Here is a 20,852-nt window from a genome sequence, read left to right on the forward strand (position 1 = left end):
GGCATCCCGATCGAGGGCCTGACCGATCCGGAAGAAACGAGCTTCCCGATGGCTGGCCCGCAGTCTAACGCGCCCACGCGCGCCGAGGCCGGAGCACCGACCTCCGGCGTGATCCACGTCCGCACCCACCTCACCGCCGACTTCACCGTGATCGCCAACGCCCTCGCGCAGCGGCGCGGAAGCGCGGTCACCATCGGCGTCGCCGCCTACATCTCCTCGCTCCCCGATGGCACACCCGTCAGCATCGCCGCACTGTGCGAGCACTTCAGCGAAGGCGAGATCCTGATCTCGCGGGCGTTAAGGGAGTTGGAGTCCGCGGGCTACCTGGAACGGCGGCGCGAACGCGGCCCCGGAGGCGTCATCCGTACCCGGACCTACTTCTGCGACGTCCCAAGTGGCGGTGGCCCACCCACCCCACCGCGTCCCCGAAGGCCCCGGCCGAACGGGGCCAAGACGGCACCCGCCGCGCAGACAACACCGCACACACCCAAGCCGGAAGCCGATGCGGACACCAGCCCCACCCCGACTCCGCCCTCACTCGCCGACGCCGACGAACAGGCCGTCGCCATCCTCACCTCGCTGCGCATCCTCGACCCCCGGCTGATCCTGTCCCGGCGGGAGGTGGCCAACCTCGCTCCGACTGTCGGACAGTGGCTCGCTGCGGGCGTGGGACCCACGCAGGTAACCCGTGCACTCACCACCCGCCTCCCCGACCATCTGTTGACGCGCCCGGCCCGCATCCTCGCCTTCCGCCTCAGCGAACCTCCACTCCCCGTACCCACCCCGGTCGCGCCACCCAGCCCACCGCCCGTCCTCCCCTGGCGGACCTGCGACGGCTGCGACCGCGCCTTCCGCTCCGCGAACGGCGGCCGCTGCCGCGACTGCCGAGCCGCACACGAACAACCCACGGCCGCCGCCTCCGGGGAGAATCTGCGGACGGCCTGCTGAGCGAAGGACTCAATGAGCAACGGCCTTCTCCCGGAGCACTTCTGGAGCCTTCTCCACCCCTACACGGGGCCCGTGGCCGACGTGGAGCCCGCCTCGCGCGGTTTCAGTTCGGACCTCACAGCCCTGATCCGCTGCGGGAAGGGTCCGTTCTTCGTCAAGGCAATGCGTAACCGGCCGGGAGGGCGGCGGGACTCCCTGGTTCGAGAGGCGTTGGTCAACCCAGCGGTGAAGCCGGTCGGCCCGGCTTTGCTGTGGCAGGCGGAGAACGAGGGCTGGATTGCTTTGGGGTTCGAGGTGGTGGAAGGGCGGTCGGCAGACTTCGGGCCCGGCTCACCGGATCTGCCCGCCGTGGTCGACACCTTGAACCGGATCAGCGCGCTCGCCTCGCCCGAGGTCGCACGGGACTGGCCTGAGACCCGCTGGGACCGGTTCGTCCGCGACAAGGCGGAGGCGGATCTGTTCCGGGGCGAGGGGCTGCTTCATACGGACATCAACCCGAGCAACCTGATCGTCGGCCAGGACCGCATGTGGGCTGTGGATTGGGCCTGGCCGACGAGGGGGGCTGCGTTCATTGACGTAGCCTGCCTCGTCATTCAGCTCATCGCGGCCGGGCACACGGCCCAGGGTGCCGAGTCCTGGGCCGCTCACTGCCAGGCATGGAGGAATGCGGACCCCGCCGCGATCGACGCGTTCGCCACCGCCACCTTCCGCATGTACCGGTCGCAGGCCAGCCGGTTCCCTGATGCCTCCTGGCTCGACGACATGGTCACAGCCGCTCGGGCGTGGGCGGTTCACCGAGGAGTGGCGCCTCGCCCGCCGTCCCCGGCCCATGCCAGGTGCGACGGCTGCGCCGCCGACGCCGACGCCGACGACCTCGGCTTGGGTGCGCCCGGTCGATAGTCCAGGGCGGCCAGTCGAAACGCTGGTCGCAATCCGGGGGGTCGGTCAGTCGCTGCCGGACGTGTGGGGGTGCTCCATGGAGGAGAGCCACGTCGTCAGGAGCGTTTCCAGTGCCGAGGCGTCGGTGGGCGTGAGGAGATCCAGCAGGCGGCGTTCGTTGCGCATGTGGTCGGCGAACGCTCGGTCGATCAGCTCCAGTCCGGGGCCGGTCAGGGCGACGATCCGGCCTCGTTGGTCGCCGCCGGAGCGGCGGCGGGTGACGAGTCCGGCGCGCTCCAGGCGATCGATTCTCTTTGTCATCGCGCCGGTGGTGACCATGGTGTGCACGGCGAGCTCGCCGGGTGCGCGTTCGTACGGCTCGCCTGCGCGTCGGATCGCGCACAGCACATCGAACTCCCCCTCGCTCAAGCCGTAGCGGCTGTAGACGAGGCGGAGTTCTTCGCTGAGCCGGTCGGCCAGACGGTGCAGTCGGCCGATCACTCCTTGCGGGGTGACGTCGATCTCGGGTCGCTCGCGGCGCCACTCTGCCTGGATACGGGCCACATGGTCCATCGGTTGTCGGTCCTCCATGGAAGACAATATAGCTTCTCAGGAAGCTATATTGTCTTCCATGGAAGCTAATGTGCGTTGGGTGGCGCTGACCGCGGTCGCGCCGGTGGCCTGGGGGGCCAACTACTACGTCACCCGGGAGTTCCTCCCGGCAGACCGCCCGCTGTACGGGGCCGCCCTGCGGGCGCTGCCCGCGGGTCTCGCCCTGCTGGCCTTGCGGCGGCGACGGCCTTACGGCGTGTGGTGGTGGCGGTCCGCCGTGCTGGGGCTGCTCAATGTGAGCGTGTTCTTCGTCCTGGTCTATGCCGCCTCGCAGCTACTACCGACGAGCGTCGCATCGACGGTCATGGCGGTGTCCCCGCTGACGATGATGTTCATCGCGTGGCCCCTGGTGTCCGAGCGGCCCAGGACCGCGCACCTGTCCGGGGCCGTGATCGGGCTCGCCGGTGTATGTCTCATGTTGCTCATGGGGGCAGGGGCGAGCGTGCCGGGGATCCTTGCCTCGGCGACGGCCGTACTGGTGTCATCGTTCGGCCACGTCCTGACCAAGCGGTGGAGTGGCGACGCCGATCTGCTCGCCTCGACCGCCTGGCAGCTCACCGCCGGAGGACTGTTCCTGCTTCCGGTCGCGGCGGCCGTGGAGGGCACTCCGCCCGCGCTCACTCCACCCGTATGCGTCGCGTTCTGCTACGTCGCCCTGGTGGCCACCGCCCTGGCCTTCACCGCGTGGTTCACCGGACTGCGGCATCTGCCCGCGGGCACGGTGGGACTGATCGGACTCCTCCACCCCGTTACGGGCGTACTGCTCGGCACGGCGCTCGCCGGAGAGGCGCTGACCGTTCAGCAGATATGCGGGCTGGCCATGGTCCTGGCGGGCGTCGTCCTGGGGCGCCCCAGGCGCGCCGACCGACGCGCCGGTGGTCGGGCGGCCAACGGCGGGAACGTCAGCCCCCCCCGGCCCGAATCAGACGCCCGCCGACGCCCGCCCTGGCGGCGCAAGCATGTGACCCGGCCGCGGAGCGGCCCCGCCACGGCTGATCAGGCGTCGGGTCGCTCCGCGGCCGCCCGCCGCGACTCCTCCACGACGCGGTGCAGCGCCGCCACATGTCTTTCGAGTGCGGCCCGTCCGGTCGGGGTGAGGGCGAGCCAGGTTCGGGGGCGTTTGCCCACGTAGCCCTTCTTCACCTCGACATAGCCCCGGGCCTCGAGCGTGCCGGCCTGCTTGGAGAGTGCGGAGGGCGACATTCCCACCGTCTCGCGCACCCATCCGAATTCGGCCCACTCCACACCCACCAGCAGCGACACGATCGACAGTCTCGTCGGGTCGAGCAGGGCGGTGTCGAAGTCAGCGGGATCCATGGGCGACACCGTTCATGCCGGCCTTACCGTCGCCGCGCATCGCCAGGGAGTTCAGGCCCCGCTGCAAACTGCGGCCGAAGATGATGAGGGTGGCGCCGAGCACCGCACCCGCCACCGCCCCCGCGTACGGGAACAGGTGATCCGGCATGAAGGGTGCACCGACGAAGCCGATCAGCACGACGGCGACGATCGTCAGCTGGGCCGGCCGTGCGAAACGCGGGGAGATCTCGCTCCTGCGCACGCGGGTGGGCCGACCTAGGAGGGCGCCACCGCGAGGGGTTCGCAACATCACCGCGTACGCCACGATCAATGCGGTGACCGCCAGGGAGATCCCGGAGCGCACGTCGTCACCGAAGAAGTCGGGTGCCGCCAGTTCGGCGAAGATCGCGACGCCGAACACGACGCCGACCCAGCGGGATTCCTGCTCCGAGGCGCGGGCCTGTTCGCGGCGCTGCTCGATGTCGCGCAGCGCGCGGGCGGCATCGGCGGGCGGGGTCACGCGGTCGGACATGGGGTACCTCCAGGCGCTTGGACATGCTCCAACAGAACTAGTTTCCACACAGGAAACTAGTTCGCCCAAGTGGAATAGTCAACGACAGGACAGTCATGTCCTTCCCTGGCGGACCCGCGACGGCTGCGACCACCCAGTGGTGAGGCCAATCGCCTCGGCTTTGCTGTGGCAGGCGGAGAACGAGGACTGGATTGCTCTGGGGTTCGAAAGGGAGCTCTTGAGGTGACGGAATGCGTGGCGGGGCGTTGGGCTGGGGCGCCGCCACGCATTCAGGGTCTTCTGTCACCCGCGGAGATCGAGCGATCTCATCGCGCCTCGAAGTACTGCCGCGAGACCGACGCTACGGGTGCCGACCAGTGATGGCCACGATCCGGTCGAGGAGCGAAGCGTCGGTGGGGACCTCGACGGCCGGGCCCCACAGGCCCTCGACAGGAGCGTTCGGGACGAATGTGGCTACGTGGGCGTAGCAGGCTCGCAGCGTGTCGTCGGGGAGGTCGAAGGGCTGGTCGGTGGCCCTGGCGATGTCCCAGCCGTGCACCACTATCTCGGTGAGCGCGATCTTCCCCCATGTGTCATTCGGCAGGTCGACGCCCGCGGCATCGGTCCTGCCCCGCCAGGCCGCCGGGTCGTCCCAGGCGTCGCCGAGTGCCCGCACGTTCTCGGCGACGCTTCCCCGCCAGTCGTCGCCAAGGTTCGCGGCAGCCGGCTCGGCGGCGGCAGTGCCGACGTCCTTGCGAGCGATGCCGGAGAATCCCTGGGAAGCCCCGTCAACGTGGGTGATGAGGTCACGGACGGTGTATTCGGTACAGCGAGTAGGACTGGTGAGCTGCTCATTGCTCACGCCTGCCAGCACGTCGATCATCTGGTGGCAGGCCGGCTTCAGGTCGATCACGGATTCTTCTCCTCGGTCGTGCCCTGCGGTCACATAGGCAGACGCCCCGCGGAACAAGAACTCATCGGTCTGCTTCTCCACCGGGGACCTCGGTCCGCTCCTGGTGTCTGAACCCGGTAGCGAGCGCGGGGTCTGAACCCGGTAGCGAGCGCGGCCGCAGGCGTCAGGAATCGGCGGACCACACCCGGCGGCCGCCGACCCAGGTGGATTGGACGGGGATCTCGGAGATACCGTCCGGGTCGGTGTCGAAGGGGCTGGCGCCGAGCACCACGAAGTCGGCGAGCATCCCCGGTGCCAGGCGACCCTTGAGGTGGGACTCGCCGGTGGCGTGAGCGGATCCGGCGGTGTACACCTCGAGCGCCTGGGCAACCGTCAGCCGCTGGTCGGCGCCGAGCACCCGGCCGTCCGCGGTGCGCCGGGTGACCATGGTCTGGACAGCGAGCAGCGGGTTGAGCGGTCCGGCCGGGTAGTCGGAGGAGCCCGCGACAGTGATACCGGCGTCCAGCAGGTTGCGGTGTGCGCACACCTGCTCGGCGCGCTCGTCGCCGTAGTAGCCGATGAGCTTGGCGGCGTGCCCGTGGACGAAGGAGCCGAACGGGACCGGGGTGACCCCGCTGCGGCGGATCCGTTCGATCAGGGCGTCGTCCACCATGCTGCAGTGCTCGATCCGGTGGTTGACCGTGTTCTGCGGATGCAGGGCACGGGCCCGTTCGATGGCGTCCAGCACCTTGCCGACCGCCAGGTCGCCGTTGGCATGGACGCCGACCCGCAGCCCGGCGGCGTGCGCCGCCTCCACCGTGGCCGCCAACTCCTCGTCGCCCATCACCTGGATGCCGTTGTCACCGCCGGTCTCCGCCCGGTACGGCCTGCTGCACAGACAGGTGCCGCCCGCCAGCGCACCGTCGGCCATCAGCTTCACGCCGACCACCCGCACCCACTCGTCACCGAAGCCCGCGCGCAGCCCGGCCCGGCGCAACTCGTCGAGGTAGCGGAACCACAGCAGCATGCCGACGCGGGCGGTCAGCCGCCCGCGCTCGGACGCGAGCTGGTACAGCCGCAGCTCCTTGGGGGTGACCAAGGCGTCGCACCATGAGGTGATACCGGTGGCGTGCAGGTCGGCGCAGACCTCTGCCAGCGGCTCGACGAGGTCCTCGATGCTGTGGCTGGGCAGGAATTCGGGTTCGCCGACCGCCCGGTACCACTCGTCGAACCAGGCCCGCTCGTATATCCAGCCGTCCAGCCGCCCGGTGGCGTCCCGGCCCAGGTCGCCACCGGCCGGGGCGGGGTCGCCGTCCCGGAACCCGGCGAGTTCCAGCGCGGGCGAGTTGGCGACGGCCATATGGCAGGAGAAGTGGATGACCACCACCGGACGGCCCGGGGCGAGGGCGTCCAGGGCGGCTCGGTCGAGCCGGTCCTCGGGGTCGGCGCGCGGGTCGTAACCCTCGACGGTCACCCAGCCGCCGGGTGGGGTGGCCGCGATGGCGGCGGCGATGCGCTCACGCGGCGGCACTGAGGTGTCTCCGCTGCCCAGGTGAAGGCGCAGCTTGGTCTCGGCGAGGCAGGAGGGATGGCAGTGCGCGTCGTGGAAGCCGGGTACGACGTGGCCGTCGCCGAGGTCGGTGCGGTCGGCGGTGGGAAAGGCCGCGGACAACTCGGCCAGACCACCGGTGGCGACGATCCGGCCGGCCAGGACGGCAAGGGCCTGGGTCTGCGGTCCGGCGAGGGTGGTGATCGCGCGGGCGTGGAAGATCCGCACCCTCTCCGGCCGGTGCGATGCGGCGGCCGACACCGGGGAGGCGGACCGCGGAGCGGCGGCTGGGTTTGTCATGGCGTGCTCCTCAGACTGTGGTGGGGGCGGAGGCGGATGAGGGGGCGAACGGCTCGTCCGGGAGTACGGGTGCACCGCTGCGGGCCCGCAGCACCAGTTCCACGGCGCCCGCGACCACGACGTTGACGGCCAGTGCGATCAGCCCAGTGCTGATGGCTCCGTGGTAGGAATCGCCGAAGGTCAGCCAGATCAGTACCGCCTCGCCGGCGACGATGCCGGCGCCGGCCGACCAGGCGCGCAGCAGCGGGCGGCGGGTGAGCGCGGCGGCGGTGGCGGGCGCCATCTGTCCCAGGCCGCTGTACGTGAGCAGCAGGAGATTGGCCAGCGCGTCGGGGCGGGTGATCCCGAGCACCAGTGCGAGGGTGACCGCGATGACGACCGTGCCGTGGTTGACCAGCAGCCCGGCACGGGCGCCGCGCGGGCGCAGCACATTGCGGGCCACCAGGGTGGACATGCCGAGCACGATGCCCGCCGAGGGCACCATGGCGGTCGCGGCCGCGGCCACCGCGATAACGCCGAGCAGCCAGTCGGGCATCGCGCCGGAGGCCAGCTGCAGCAGGACGCCGTTGCCGTTGGCCGAGGCCGCGCCGCTGAGCGTGGTCAGTGCGGTGAAACCGACGATCATCGGGATGGCCTGGGTGGCGCCGTACACCGGTATCCAGATGCTGTTCTTGCGCAGCGCCTGCTCGCTGCCGGCCGCCAACACGGGGGCCCAGCCCTGCGGCATCGTCAGGAAGAGGACGCTGAAGAGGCTGGTGAGCATGGCGGTGAAGAACCACACCTGGCCGAACGGTCCACCGGCGGGCACGCTCAGCAGCTCCGAGTGGTGCTCGCGCAGCTGGGCGCCGAGGTGGCCGATGCCGCCGTTGTAGTGCGCGGGGACCATCACCAGCATCGCCAGCAGCGCGACCACCATCAGGGCGTCCTTGAGGTAGGCCGCCTTGGCGACGCCCTGGATGCCGGACCACAGCACGAAGGCGACCACCAGCACCGAGGCCGCGATCATGGCGGGGGTGCCGGCGTCCTTGTTGCCGGTGGCCAGCTGGATGACCAGACCGAGTCCGGTGATCTGCAGTTGCAGATACGGCAGCAGGAAGACCACGCCGAGGACGGAGGTGAGCCCGCCGAACAGGCGGCTTCCGTAGCGGTCGGCGAAGAAGTCGCCCTGGGTGAGGTAGCCGCGGTCGCGTCCCATCCGCCAGATGACGGGCGCGATGGCGTACAGGCCCACATAGGCGAGCGGCAGGTAGGGCAGCGCGTAGGTGACGGCCACACCCGAGGTGCAGGCGAGTCCGGCGAGGCCGAGGAAGGTGAAGGTGGTGTAGATCTCGCCGGCCTGGAGCAGCCAGGTGGTGAACGCGCCGAAGTTGCGTCCCCCGACGCTCCACTCCTCCAGGCTGGCGGCGGGCCGACGGCGGCCGAGCAGACCGAGGGCGCCGATGGCGACCATGCCCAGGATGCAGACGAGCAGCGTGACGGACATCAGCGCTCCTCCCCGGTGGCGGTGGCGGTGGCAGTGGCGGTGGCGTTGCGGCAACGCTCCACGTAGGCCAGCGCGGGGGTCAGTGCGAGCACCCATCCGACGGACCAGACCAGCAGCGAGGGCAGCCCCAGCCACAACTGGGGACCGTTCACGAAGGGCAGCCACACGGCCGCCAGTAGTGCCACCACGGGCACGGCGAGAAGTGTCAGCGCAAGGGGCATGTTTGTGCTCCGGACTCCGGAAAGGGTTCCAGCCCGCGTCGTTGGTTGCGAGGCGGGATCGGGTCGCAGCAGCATCGGCCCTCGCTGGCAACAGGGCCTTGATTTTGCAGCAAACCGGCATTCAGATAGCGCGCATGAAGTTTTCCGCCGATCTGGACGAGACGGACCTCGCGCTCGTCACCGCGCTGCAGACCGCGCCGCGGGCCTCCTGGGCGCTGGTCGGCCGGGCGCTGGGCATCAGCCCGGTCACCGCCGCCCGGCGCTGGGAGCGGCTCGCGGAGGCCCGGCTGGCCTGGGTGACCGCGTACGGCGGCGGCTTCATCGCCCGGCACCATGTGGAGGCGTTCGTCGAGGTGGACTGCGTGCCCTCGCGGCTGTCCTCGGTGGTGGCCGGGCTGGTGGAACAACCACAGGTGGCCAGCGTGGAACACACCTCGGGGCAGCAGGACCTGCTGCTCACCGTGCTGGTCTCGGACCTGGCAGCGCTCTCCCGGCTCCTCACCGACGTGATCGGCCGCCTGGACGGGGTGCTGGCCACCCGCAGTCAGATCGTCACCGAGCTGCTCACCGAGGGGTCCCGCTGGGACCTGCGGGCGCTGGACCGCCACCAGCGGCAGGTCATGCTCGATAGCCGCGACGACCCGGCGGCCCAGGAGCCCGACCCCACCCCCGCACCCGAGGACATCCCGCTGATGCTGGCGCTCGGCCACGACGGACGGCTCGGCTACCAGGAACTGGCACAGCGTACGGGGATGAGCGAGTCCACCGCGCGGCGGCGCACCTCGCGGCTGCTCCGCACCGGCGTGCTGGTGCCACGGTGCGAGATCGCGCACTCACGGTCCAACTACCCCGTGTTCGTCACCTACCGGATGAACGTTCCTTCGGCCGCGTTGGCGAGAGTGGGCTCCGCGTTGTCCGGGGTGCCGGCGGTGCGGATGTGCGCCTCGATCTCCTCGGCGCACAACCTGGTGGTCAACGGCTGGGTGCGGTCGGTGCCGGACAGCCGGCGGCTGGAGGAGTATCTGGTCGAGCGGTTCCCGGAGATCACATTGGTCGACCGGTCGCTCACACTGGCGAACTTCAAACGGATGGGCTGGATTCTGGACGACGAGGGCCGGGCGGTGCGCCCCGTCCCCATCGACCTGTGGCGTGCCCCTGCCTCAGTGTGACGGCGGCGCCGTTCACATTCCGAAAAGTGCCGTTGTGGGCTGGGCCGAACGGGGGGCTTTTGCGGGGCGCCCCGCCACGTCGCCGCCCCATCTGACAGGCATTCAGATGATGGTGTGAGAAATCATCATTGCCGCGTCGACCGATGGGATGCGCCGTGCCCCGGTTCAGCGTCATCGTGCCCGCATACGAGGTCCAGCCGTATCTGAACGACTGTCTGCGGTCCGTGCTGGAGCAGGACTTCACGGATCTCGAGCTGATCGCGGTCGATGACCACTCCCCGGACGCCTGCGGCGCGATCATCGACGAGGCGGCGGCGTGCGACCCCCGGGTGCGGCCCGTGCATCTGCCGGAGAACGCGGGGCTCGGCCGGGCCCGGAACGCCGGGATCCGCCGGGCCACCGGCGACTATCTGCTCTTCCTCGACGGCGATGACACTCTCGCCCCCGGCTCGCTGCGCGCCATCGCCGACCGGCTGGCGCGGACCGGCGAGCCGCAGGTGCTGGTCTTCGACTACGCGCGCGTGGACTGGACGGGCGAGGCCGTGCGGAACGTCCGGGCCGAGTTGCTCCGGCAGGGCGATCCCGAAGATCCCGAGGACCCGCACGCCCGCCAGGTCTTCCGGCTCGACCAGCGGCCCGAGCTGCTGCGGCTGCTGATGGTCGCCTGGAACAAGGCGTACCGCCGGGACTTCGTCCGTAAGGAGGGCTTCGCCTTTCCGCCCGGCTTCTACGAGGACACCCCCTGGACCTTCCCCGTGCTGCTCACCGCCGAGTCCATCGCCGTCCTGGACCGGGTGTGCGTGCACTACCGGCAGCGGCGGCGCGGCGGGATCCTGCGCACCACCAGCCGCCGCCACCTCGATGTGTTCGAGCAGTACGACCGGGTGTTCCGGTTTCTCGACACCCGGCCCGGGCTCGCCCACTGGCGTCCGGCGCTGTTCCAGCGGATGGTCGACCACTTCGGTGTGATCGCCGCCGCGCCGGGGCGGCTGCCGGTGCGGGCCCGGGCCGAGTTCTTCCGCCGGGCGGGCGCGCACCACCGCCGCTACCGGCCGCTCGGCGCGGCCACCCCGCCCGGCCGCGCCCGGTGGCGGGGTCTGCTGCTGCGGCTGGGCGCCCGCCGGGCGTACCACCTGCTGCGCGGCGCCGACCGGGTGCGCCGCCGCACCGCCGAACGCGGCCTTACGGCGTTCACGAGGGCCCGCCGCGCGGCGCTGTGGCTGCACTACCGGGTGCAGCGGTGCCGCCCCGTCGATCCCGGGCTCGCCGTCTTCGCCGCGTACTGGCACCGGGGCTACGCCTGCCATCCGGCGGCCATCGAGGCGAAGGTCCGCGAGCTGGCGCCGGGGCTGCGCACCGCCTGGATCACCACCCCCGAGTACGCGCACACCCTGCCGCCCGGGGTGCGGCGGCTGCACCCCGGCTCGGCCGCGTACTGGACGGCGCTGGCCCGCGCCCGCTTCCTCGTCAACAACGTCAACTTCACCCAGGGGATGCGCAAACGGCCTGGTCAGATCCATCTCCAGACCCACCACGGCACCCCGCTCAAGCACATGGGCCTGGATCTGCGGGACCGCCCGGCCGCCGCCCGCGGCATGGACTTCGGCAAGCTGCTGGAGCGGGTGGACCGCTGGGACTACAGCCTCTCCGCCAACCGCCACACCACCCTGGTCTGGGAGCGGGTCTACCCCTCCGGCTACACCACGCTCCCCTACGGCGCCCCGCGCAACGACGTCTTCCAGCGCGCCACCGAGGACGAGGTGGCCAGGCTGCGCGCCCGGCTGGGCATCCCTGTCGGCACCGTCGCCGTGCTGTACGCGCCGACCCACCGCGACTACCAGCGCCGCTATGTGCCGCGGCTGGATCTGGAGCGGGTGGCCCGCGCGTTGGGCCCCGGGTTCACCCTGCTGGTCAGGACGCACTACTTCCATGCCCCGGCCACCAGCGTGGTGAGCCCCACCGGGCGGGCGCTCGACGTCTCGGGGCACGGCCGGGTGCTCGACGTCTCGGGGCACGGCCGGGCGCTCGACGTCTCCGAGTACAGCCGGGTGCTCGACGTCTCCGGGTACGGGCGGGTGGAGGAGCTGTGCCTGGCTGCCGACGCGCTGCTCACCGACTACTCGTCCCTCATGTTCGACTACGCCAACCTCGACCGCCCCATCGTCATCCACGCCGACGACTGGGACGCCTATCGCGCCGCCCGCGGCGCCTACTTCGACATCACCGCCGCCCCGCCCGGCCCGGTCTCCCGCACCGAGGACGAACTGATCGCCCTCTTCGCCGGCGGCGCCTGGTGCGGTCCGCGCTCGGCCGCGCTGCGCGCCGCGTTCCGGGCCCGCTTCTGCCCGTACGACGACGGGCGGGCGGCCGAACGCGTGGTGCGCCGGGTGTTCCTCGGCGAGCGCCCCGCACTGCTGCCGCCCGTCGTCCCGCTCGCCGAGCGCCGCCCCGCCCCTGCCGCCGTCCGCACCCTTCCGAACGTTCCCGCCGGTCCTGGCGGTTCTGGCGGCTCTGCCGGTCCCGCCGTTCCTGCCGGTCCCGACCGGCCCGCCGAGCCCCGGGCGGCGCGACGGGCCGGGGTGGTGTGCGCCTCTCCGGCCGCCTCACCGGCCGCCGCGCCCGTCACCGCTCCCGCCACCGCCCCCGCCACCTCACTCCCCCACCGGAGCCGCCCCCACTAGCCCCGCCACCCCCACCGGCCCCCGCGCCCCACCCGCCGCGGGAACCGCCGCGCCCGCCGTCCCGACGCCCCGACCCAGGACGCACAATGCCCCTCACCGCACCGCCCGCCGCCCCCCGCCCCTGGCTCGCCGACCCGCCGCCGCTGGTGCGCGGATACCGGCGCACGGTCCCGCTGCCACTGCGCCGCGCGGTCGTCGCCGTGACCGGCCCCGGGCTGCGCCGGGCGGCCATGCGGGGCCTCGGCGGGCTGTCGGCCGCCTCCGGCGCGCTGCGGCTGCGCCGGGCGCGGCGGCGGATGCGCCGGGCCGGGCTGCTGGCGGGGTCCGGCCGGATGGTGGTCGCCGGGCCGCGGGGCGCCCTCGTGGTGACCCTGGCCCCCTCCCCCACCCCGCTGTTCGCGCGCGGAGAGAATCTGCGGCTGGTGTGCGAGGCGCTGGACCGGGCGCGGATCGACCACTTCGTGGTCCGCTGCCACAGCAACGTCGGCTCGGCCGTGGGCGTCCGGGCCGATCAGCGGGCGGAGGTGGTCAAGGCGGTGTCCGCGCTGTGCGCCGAGGAGGCCGGGTATGTCTCCCTGCCCCCGCGGCGGGGCCGGGCGACGGCGGCCCCGCCCCGGCTCGGCGGTACGCGACGGGCCTGGCGGCGGCTGGCCGCCGCCCCCGTGGTCCGCTTCACCCGCTTCCATGCCGGGCCGGGCGGACGGCTGGTCCTCGGCCCGGCGCACGGCTGCGACATCGAGTTCTGGGAGCCCGGCGGGCAGCGCGAGGAGCGGGTGCTGATCGCGCCGCGCTTCAACCGCACCACCGCGTCGGTGCCGCTGGTCGGCGAGCCGGTCCGCGCCCCGGACCAGTTGTTCACCCGGCTCGCCCCGGCCATCGGCTGGCAGCCGGGGCCGCTGGTGCGCACCCGCCCGGAGTTCCTCACCCGGCTGCCGGACGAGGTCCGCTTCCCCATCGACGTCGTCTACACCTGGGTCGACGGCTCGGATCCGCAGTGGCAGCGGCGGCGGGCGGCCCTCGCGGGCGCGGGCTATCACGCCCAGGCCGCCAACGCCGCCCGCTACGCCAACCGCGACGAGCTGCGCTACTCCCTGCGCTCGCTCTACATGTACGCCCCCTGGGTGCGCCACATCTATCTGGTGACCGACCGTCAGGTGCCCGACTGGCTCGCCGTCTCGCACCCGGGGATCACCGTCGTGGACCATCACGACATCTTCGACGACACCAGTGTGCTGCCCACCTTCAACTCCCACGCCATCGAGACCCGGCTGCACCACATCGAAGGACTCGCCGAGCACTTCCTCTACTTCAACGACGACGTCTTCCTCGGCTCACCGGTCACCCCCCAGGACTTCTTCCTGGCCAACGGCGTCTCCAAGTTCTTCCCGTCCCGCGCGCTGATCCCGCTGGCCCCCGTGGGCCCCGGCGACGTGCCCGTATCGGCGGCGGGCAAGAACAACCGGGCGCTGCTGGAGGAACGGTTCGGCCCGGCCGTCACCCAGAAGATGAAGCACACCCCGCACGCCCTGCGCACCAGCGTCCTGGCCGAGATCGAGAAGGAGTTCCCGGACGCGGTCCGCGCGACCATGGCCAGCCGGGTGCGGTCGACGTCGGACATCTCCGTACCGTCCTCGCTCCACCACTACTACGCCTTCCTGACCGGACGCGCGGTCCCCGCCCAGCTGCGCTACGACTACTTCGACCTGGCCCAGCCCACCATCCGCGCCCGGCTGGCCAGACTGCTGCGGGCGCGCCACTGCCAGGCGTTCTGCCTCAACGACACGGTCTCCTCCGAGCACGACCTCGAGGACCAGCTCGCTCTGGTCCGCCCCTTCCTCGACGCCTACTTCCCCCTCCCCAGCCCGCTGGAGCGGGCCGTCACCCGACAGGAGACGCGGCAGCCATGCCCCTCGCCATCACCCTTCCCCTGAACCCGGACGTCCTCGAGGCGGGCGGGCCGTATCCGCGGGCGCTCAATGTGCTCAGCCGCAAACAGACCGCCGTACAGCGGCAGTTGCGGCGCGCCGGGCTCGCGGGCTACGAGCCGACCACCCAGGCCACCTTGCTGGCCCTGGCCCAGCAGGCGCCCGAGGGCAGCGCGATGTACGACATCGGCGCGCACATCGGGCTGTACTCGGCGCTGATCAGCGCGGTGTACGGGAACGGCGGGCCGCGGGCCATCGCGTTCGAGCCGACCCCGGAGACGGCCGCGCTGTGCCGCCGGATCCGGGACTGCAACCGCCTCGGCTTCGAGGTGCAGCAGACCGCGCTGGCCGCCGAACCGGGCACCGCCGAGCTGTACTTCTCCCACAAGTCGGAGTCCTCCAACTCGCTCAACCCGGCCCACCGCCGGCACACCGAGTCGGTGACGGTGCCGGTCACGACGGTCGACGCGTTCACCGGGGAGCGCGGCATCACCCCGCATCTGATCAAGATCGATGTGGAGACCTTCGAGGCGGCCGTGTTGCGCGGGTCGTACGACACCATCCGCCGCCACCGTCCCTGGATCGTGTGCGAACTCCTCCCCGGCGCCGACCACAACGCGCTGCGCACCGCCTTCGCGCCGCTGACCGCCATGGACTACGGCCTCCACCCGATCACCCCGGAGTCCCCCTGGCACCGCTACGACGAGACGACCTACCGGTCCGCGGTGAGCGGCCAGTGCCGCGACTGGCTACTGGCCCCGCGGCCGCTGACCCCGGCGTTCCACCGGGCGGTGCGGCGGTGGCTGATCGCGATTCTGGCGTGCGACGAGACGACGAACATCATCAGCACCGATAAGGCGTCGTTCCCTTACGGCTGGAACGCGCCTTACCGCTCGCCGCGGGGTGCGACGCGGGTGCCCCGTACGGGGCTGCTGCGGCTGGCGGGGGCGGCCGCGCTGGCCCGGCGGGCCGTCGTCCCGGCGCGGCGGGCGCCTGGCGCCCAGGCGACGGGCAGCGGTTCGCTGCGGGGGTGAGGGGGTGGGGGCTTGTGGTGGGGGTTCGCCGGTCGCGGGCGGGCCGTGGTCTTCCCCACCCCGCCCCTTCCCGATGCCCTGATGACTCCTACCGTCAGGGCTGCCGGATCGTCCGACGGCTGAAACAATTTCGGTTCAAGGGCATTTGACAGGTCCGTAAAACTGCTCGGCGATCCAGTCCGACCAACATCGCGATCGAAGTTATTCGCTGTCAGATGTTGCTCGTCAAAGCGATGCCCAGTATTGGCGGCGCGGCGGTGCCGAACAAAGCAACGCCCCCGACCACAACGGGGCAGACTGAGAACATCAGTCGTACTCACGGAGTGCCGTGACCAACTGGCGACCTTCTTTCGCACCTCGTCGCATGAGCAGGGCGGCAGCGGTATGCAGCTCATTCCATGAGTGCGGACGCCCCAGGGCGGAGGCATCAGGAATGCTCGCCACAGCCACCGACACGGCTTGTGTCGACTCACCCGCCCCGGCGAACGCGTGCGCCAGGCAAGCGCGGAACCAGGTCTTGTCACGGCGGTACTCGTCCGGCAGCGCGTCGAGACCGACCGTGAGGTGATCCACTGCCTCATGCCAGTCGCGTAGGTGCAGCGCCGCCATGCCACGTTGCAGGGTGAACCATGTCTCGTCGTAGAAGTACATCCAGACAGGCTCGTCCTCGGGGCGCTCGGACGCCCGGGTGATGAGCGCCTGCGCTTCGTCGAGGAGGCGGCGGGCGTCGTCCGCCTCACCTTCAAGCGCGTGTCCTCGGGCGGCCATCTGCGCGGCCATGCCCTGTACGCCGAGAGACGTACCAGGGGCCGACCAGCGAGAAGCCTCGGCAAGGCGTACGCACCGGGTCGCACGCCCCTTCGACCAGGCCATGTGTGCCTTCATGTTGAGCGTCGTAGCGGCCATGTTGGCATCCCCCGCTTCCAACGCCCATTCGTGAGAGCGGTCGTACCACGCCAGTGCGGTGGCCACGTCGTCCTGGTCCTGTGCCATCCACGCGAGGAACTGCGCATGTTCGGAGGCGAGCCGTACCACGCGATCCGTCAACTGGCCACGAGCACCCGCGTACAAGTTGACGACGGTATGGAGCTGCTGACGCATCACATCGACCAGCGGCCTTGATCCAATCCGGTCCTCAGCCCTGCGATGCTCGGCGAGCAAGCGGTCAAGCCAATCGAGGGTTGCGGCGTCCACGCGATGTGATTCGTTCACGACGCTCGTCACCCGAGTCAACAAGTCTTCGTCCAGAGCAGCTCCAGGGAGGGCCAGTCCCGCGACCGGGGCTGCGTCCATTGCCAGTTGCGCCGCTGTGGCTTGCAGATCAAGAGGAACGTTGATCCCCGCCACAATGCGTTGCCGCACCTCCGTAGAGGTCACCCGGCGACGGCCCCGCTCGATGTCGGATACGTCGGGTTGAACAAGCCCGACACGTTCCCCCAGCTTCGTCTGACTCAGACCGGTGAGCTTCCGGTACGTGCGGAAGAGGGCGCCCCAATCTTCACTGGTGACCGCCGCTACTAGCTGGGGATGGGACCACAGGTTCTCGGGACTCTCTCCCATACCTCCAATATAGGGCGGCTCTATAGGGCCATGGGATGGGAGCGACAGAGGGTAGCCCGGAAGGGTCTTGGGGACACGAGACCCCCGCGACCGTGGCGACGGTCCGGGGGCATGGCCACCAACCCCGTGGAGGTTGACGACGTGCACCACGCTATCGGGTGGATCTTCGAATTACTGATGTCTCTGGTGCTGCGCACACGGGGCGGTCAACGACGCTCTCAGCCATCCTCTGCCGACTCCCGGTCCGCCGCTGCCCTTGTGGTGGACACACCGAAGGTGCGCTTGCCGCATGTGCCTGCTCCTGTGCTGCGGGGCGGTGAGGTGAGCCAGGTCCGGCCCTACGTGACGGCGTACGAGCGGCAGCGGGAGGAACAGTGTCGGCGTGCGCAGGTACTCGCCACGTACGGCTTCGATCCCTGTCCGTGCCGGATCCGCGAGGGGCAGGCAACGGGATGACGGACGAGGTCTCCGAGGCCCCCCGAGTAGCTGACATCGAGCAGCTTCAGGCGGCCTACCTGATGCACCGCCAGGAATGCCGACAGTGCACCCGCAAGCGGTCGTGCCCGATGGGGCGACGGCTGGAAGAAGCGTTCCGAAAGGCGGAGTCATCATGACCCCCGGGAAGGCAGCCTGTGATGCCTGCGCCCGTCTGGAGCGCGAGAAGGAAGAGGCGCGTCGGGCAGGGGACCTGAGCAAGGTCACCGACTGTGCCGTGTTACTCAAGCGCCACCCCGACCGCAGCAAGAGGAGCGCTATCTCTGGAAGGGGGCGGGCATGAACCGGGCCACGTACCGTTTCCGTGGGTTCCAGCTCATCCCCGACACCGAGCCTGACGCCGAACCGATCACATTCGCCATGCAGTGCGCGGTGTGCGAGCAGACCGGACAGCCCAGCGACGAGCAGGCCGCCGCGCACGCCTGGGCGACCGGCCACCTGAAGGCGAACCCGGAGCACTTCACCTATCGGGAGATCAACACCCGCCCCTGCCGGTTCGAACCGGGAGCGTGGCAGTGACACGAACCATCCTTAAAGGCACGGACCTGGTGCTCAGCGCCGAACGCGCGCAGGCAGCGCCGGACGGGATCTATCACGCCGAGTGCATGACCTGCCCCGCCACGTCGGGGCGGGTGGACAGCGACCCCGGTCCCGTCGCGCGCTGGACCATCCTCCACACCCAGCAACGCGGGCTGAGCCATGGTCAGTTCCTCGTGACCGTTGAGCGTTACTGGCGCGTGGACCCCGTACGCCCCCGGGACGGACACGGCACGGCCACGCTGTCCCAGACCCGCAGCGCCAGCACCGCCGACCGGACGCTCGCCACGCACCGCGCCCCCGGACGCTGGGGCGCCTGCCGGCGGCGCACCGTGGCGTGGCTGGGGCGATTCGCCGGGCCGCTGGTCCTGACCACGTTCATGGTGGTTGCCGGACTCGGCGGCTACCTCATCGGGACCGGCCAGGACACCGGCTGAGCTGCTGATGACGCCCGCACGGCCGGGGATGCTCCCCTGTAGCCTCCGGCCGCGCGGGATCGGCGGCGCTCCCGACCGGACAAGCGATCCGCCGTGCGGGTCATCAGCGGGCCCTCGGGAGCGGTTCACCGCGCAGTCGACCCACCGGGGCCTCCGCCTCCGAGGAACGGCTCACGGCACGGGGGACCACGCAGGTGACCGGCCGGGGCCTTCGGGGAGCGGTTCGCCGCGCGGGGGACCGCCGTAGCCCTCGGGGCCCACTCCGGAGATCTTCGGTCAGCGGTGTCACCCCCGGGCCCTCGAGACCCTCTGGGTGCTCGGTTCAGCGGGCGGGCCCCGCCCGCACATAGTGCTCCAGCCGGATGCCGGGCAGGCACAGCGAGTACGCCAGTTGGAAGCGCCCGGTCAGCACGGTCGCCTTCGCCCGGCGCGTCTCCGGCTCATCGGCCGCGATCACCCACGCCGACCGCGCACCGCCGAGGCGTCGCAGCAGCTCGGCGCGGCCGACGTCGACCCCGTAGAGCGTTCCGGAGGCGGGGCCGGGCGTCCCCAGCGCGATGTCGCGCAGCCCGGCGAGGGGGCGCGGATAGGCGATCGCGATCCGCCGTTCCTTGGGCGGGTCGTACAGCACCGGCTCGCCCGGCCGGGTGAGCCTGCCCACCGCTGCGGCCAGCGCCGCCAGGTCGTCCTGACGGCTCAACGGCTCCCGCTCCCGCTGGTGCAGCGGGAGCTGCCAGACGAAGCCGCAGCCGACCGCGAGCACCCCGGCCGCCACGACCACGGCGCGACGCCGGTCCACCATGGCGCGACGCCGGTCGGTCAACACCCGAGCCAGCCGGTCCACCCCCGCCGCGGCCAGCAGGGGGATGCCCGCGAGGGTGAAGAGGAGATAGCGCTCGTGGAAGCAGGGGCGGTGGAGGGCGAGGGCGAAGAGGAGGACGGGCGGGACGCAGAAGAGGGGGAGGGCCACCGCGGTCAGCGAACGCCATCGAGGGCGGACCACAGCGACCGCGATCAGCAGGAGGTTGAGGGCCAGGACGAGCGCGCTGGGGCCCGCGAACTCCTCGACCACCGCCCACAGCCGACCCGGCGTCGGATGGCGGATCCAGGCGATCTGCGCGCTCTGCCGCCGCGCCAGCGCCGCCAGCGGCACCATCACGCCCACCGCCCCGGCCGCCGCGCTCCCCCAGCCCCACCACACCCGGCGCGGGGCGCGCGAGACAAGCAGTGTCAGGGCGTGCGCGGCAAGCATGAGAACCGCGAAGACGTGCAGCAGCGCGGTCACGGCCACCACACTCCCGTACGCCGCCCACCGCCACCCGGCTCCCGACGCCGCCCGCTCCGGGCCCGGTGCCGAGGCGGCCCGCCGCGCGACGCGAGGCATGCCGCCGCGTACCAGTACGGCCGAACGGACGCGTGCGCCCGGTGCCACCCTGCCCGCCTCCCCAGCCGCTCGGGACACCGCCCCGGGCCCGGGCGTGGGCGCCTGATCCGGCGCGGGCCGGTCCGCCGGGGTTGCCGCCGGACCCGGCGCCGCCTCGCCCGCAGGCCCCGCCGCTCGGGCAACCCCGCCCGCGGGCCCGGGCGCTTCGGCAGACCCAGCCCCTCGGGACGCCACCCCCGGCCCGGCGCCCGCGCCCGGACCCGCCGCGGACCAGCCCGCCCCGGCGGCCCCTCGACCCGGCGCGGGCCGGTCCGGCGCGGGCCGGTCCGCCGTGGCGGCCCCCGTGGCGGCCCCCGTGGCGGCCCCCGGCGTCGCCCCCGTCGCGGCCCCCCGGGCGCCCCCCGTCGCCGCCCCCACGGCGAGTCCCGCCGCGCCCACCAGCAGGTACGTCGCCCAGGCCGCGCCCGCCGCGACCAGTGCGTAGGAGCGGCCCTCCTGGGCGTAGTGGGTGACCACGGGTGTGGCCGCGTAGAGCAGTCCGGCCCACAGGCCCACCCTGGGCCGGGCGAGGCGGCAGCCCAGGGCGGCTACGAGGGCGGTGGCGGCCACCGCGGCCAGGACCGATGGCAGACGCATGGTCACCTCGGAGGGGTGCAGCGCCAGCAGCGGGTGCATCAGGAGGTAGTAGAGGCCGTGGACGGCGTCCACGGTGCCTAGCGCGTCGCGGATCTGAGGGAGAGTCCGCGTGGCCATCTGGTACGTCGCGGACTCGTCCCGCCACATCGTGCCCCGGTCCAGGCCCCACAGCCCCAGCCCGAGCATGACGGCCATCGGGAGCACGATCGCCGTCGGCACGGAGATCCCATCATGCTTCCGCACCCTCGTCCTCACCCTCACCCTCACCCTCATCTACTCCGCATGACAACAAAAGGCATAAAT

At 71.6% G+C, this 20,852-nt stretch carries 17 protein-coding genes and 1 pseudogene; 9 read left to right on the top strand and 9 right to left on the bottom strand.

Annotated features, from left to right (window positions below):
- Positions 1–48: 48 nt before the first annotated feature.
- A complete protein-coding gene (locus CGL27_RS20250) occupies positions 49–948 on the top strand; it encodes a hypothetical protein (protein ID WP_119989099.1) in 900 nt (299 codons plus the stop codon).
- Between the two features lie 72 nt (positions 949–1,020).
- Positions 1,021–1,848 carry a phosphotransferase gene (locus CGL27_RS20255; protein ID WP_240450575.1) on the top strand — a complete coding sequence of 276 codons (828 nt, stop codon included), beginning with the start codon at positions 1,021–1,023 and terminating at the stop codon, positions 1,846–1,848.
- A 45-nt stretch (positions 1,849–1,893) separates the two neighbouring features.
- Here the strand turns inward: CGL27_RS20255 and CGL27_RS20260 are convergent, their stop codons facing one another.
- On the bottom strand, positions 1,894–2,418 hold the full coding sequence (locus tag CGL27_RS20260) for a MarR family transcriptional regulator (RefSeq protein ID WP_119989101.1): 525 nt from the start codon (positions 2,416–2,418) through the stop codon (positions 1,894–1,896).
- Positions 2,419–2,458: 40 nt separating this feature from the next.
- On the opposite strand from CGL27_RS20260, the pseudogene CGL27_RS20265 reads away from it, so the two are divergent.
- Positions 2,459–3,307 (top strand): annotated as a pseudogene (locus tag CGL27_RS20265) (EamA family transporter); the annotation flags it as partial.
- 128 nt (positions 3,308–3,435) lie between these two features.
- Here CGL27_RS20265 and CGL27_RS20270 read toward each other — a convergent pair.
- The 6 genes from CGL27_RS20270 to CGL27_RS20295 form a co-directional block, all read right to left on the bottom strand.
- The gene (locus tag CGL27_RS20270; RefSeq protein WP_119989103.1) at positions 3,436–3,756 is read right to left on the bottom strand and encodes a transcriptional regulator; all 321 of its coding nucleotides are present in this window, start codon (positions 3,754–3,756) and stop codon (positions 3,436–3,438) included.
- On the bottom strand, positions 3,743–4,267 hold the full coding sequence (locus CGL27_RS20275; RefSeq protein WP_119989105.1) for a hypothetical protein: 525 nt from the start codon (positions 4,265–4,267) through the stop codon (positions 3,743–3,745). The genes CGL27_RS20270 and CGL27_RS20275 overlap by 14 nt, the downstream gene beginning before the upstream one ends.
- Positions 4,268–4,607: 340 nt before the next feature.
- Positions 4,608–5,159 (bottom strand): TIGR03086 family metal-binding protein, encoded by a 552-nt coding sequence (locus CGL27_RS20280; RefSeq protein WP_119989107.1) that lies wholly within the window; start codon positions 5,157–5,159, stop codon positions 4,608–4,610.
- 163 nt (positions 5,160–5,322) lie between these two features.
- Positions 5,323–6,987, bottom strand: coding sequence for an amidohydrolase (locus CGL27_RS20285; RefSeq protein ID WP_119989109.1), 1,665 nt, complete (start codon positions 6,985–6,987; stop codon positions 5,323–5,325).
- A gap of 10 nt (positions 6,988–6,997) precedes the next feature.
- A complete protein-coding gene (locus CGL27_RS20290; RefSeq protein WP_119989111.1) occupies positions 6,998–8,470 on the bottom strand; it encodes a sodium:solute symporter family protein in 1,473 nt (490 codons plus the stop codon).
- Entirely contained in the window at positions 8,470–8,691 is a 222-nt protein-coding gene (locus CGL27_RS20295; protein WP_100804530.1) for a hypothetical protein, read from the bottom strand. The genes CGL27_RS20290 and CGL27_RS20295 overlap by 1 nt, the downstream gene beginning before the upstream one ends.
- Positions 8,692–8,825: 134 nt before the next feature.
- Here CGL27_RS20295 and CGL27_RS20300 point away from each other — a divergent pair, with 134 nt between their 5' ends.
- The 4 genes from CGL27_RS20300 to CGL27_RS20315 all read left to right on the top strand — a co-directional run bounded on the left by CGL27_RS20300 (position 8,826) and on the right by CGL27_RS20315 (position 15,500).
- Complete coding sequence (locus tag CGL27_RS20300; RefSeq protein ID WP_119989113.1) at positions 8,826–9,860, top strand: Lrp/AsnC family transcriptional regulator; 1,035 nt, start codon at positions 8,826–8,828, stop codon at positions 9,858–9,860.
- A gap of 155 nt (positions 9,861–10,015) precedes the next feature.
- Positions 10,016–12,541 (top strand): bifunctional glycosyltransferase family 2 protein/CDP-glycerol:glycerophosphate glycerophosphotransferase, encoded by a 2,526-nt coding sequence (locus CGL27_RS20305; RefSeq protein ID WP_119994470.1) that lies wholly within the window; start codon positions 10,016–10,018, stop codon positions 12,539–12,541.
- Between the two features lie 86 nt (positions 12,542–12,627).
- Positions 12,628–14,472 (top strand): stealth family protein, encoded by a 1,845-nt coding sequence (locus tag CGL27_RS20310; RefSeq protein ID WP_162953031.1) that lies wholly within the window; start codon positions 12,628–12,630, stop codon positions 14,470–14,472.
- The gene (locus CGL27_RS20315; RefSeq protein WP_078641795.1) at positions 14,445–15,500 is read left to right on the top strand and encodes an FkbM family methyltransferase; all 1,056 of its coding nucleotides are present in this window, start codon (positions 14,445–14,447) and stop codon (positions 15,498–15,500) included. The genes CGL27_RS20310 and CGL27_RS20315 overlap by 28 nt, the downstream gene beginning before the upstream one ends.
- Positions 15,501–15,806: 306 nt before the next feature.
- Here CGL27_RS20315 and CGL27_RS20320 read toward each other — a convergent pair whose 3' ends face one another.
- Complete coding sequence (locus CGL27_RS20320) at positions 15,807–17,060, bottom strand: helix-turn-helix domain-containing protein (RefSeq protein ID WP_119989115.1); 1,254 nt, start codon at positions 17,058–17,060, stop codon at positions 15,807–15,809.
- A gap of 774 nt (positions 17,061–17,834) precedes the next feature.
- On the opposite strand from CGL27_RS20320, the gene CGL27_RS20330 reads away from it, so the two are divergent.
- Positions 17,835–18,074: a hypothetical protein gene (locus tag CGL27_RS20330; protein WP_119989119.1), complete on the top strand. Its 240-nt coding sequence runs from the start codon at positions 17,835–17,837 to the stop codon at positions 18,072–18,074.
- Entirely contained in the window at positions 18,071–18,529 is a 459-nt protein-coding gene (locus CGL27_RS20335) for a hypothetical protein (protein ID WP_119989121.1), read from the top strand. Before CGL27_RS20330 ends, CGL27_RS20335 begins: the two co-directional genes overlap by 4 nt.
- Positions 18,530–18,851: 322 nt before the next feature.
- Here the strand turns inward: CGL27_RS20335 and CGL27_RS51015 are convergent, their stop codons facing one another.
- A complete protein-coding gene (locus tag CGL27_RS51015) occupies positions 18,852–20,744 on the bottom strand; it encodes a glycosyltransferase family 39 protein (protein WP_205587724.1) in 1,893 nt (630 codons plus the stop codon).
- Positions 20,745–20,852 lie beyond the last annotated feature (108 nt).

The organism is Streptomyces sp. 11-1-2, assembly GCF_003595545.1.
GTDB classification, from domain to species: domain Bacteria; phylum Actinomycetota; class Actinomycetes; order Streptomycetales; family Streptomycetaceae; genus Streptomyces; species Streptomyces hygroscopicus_B.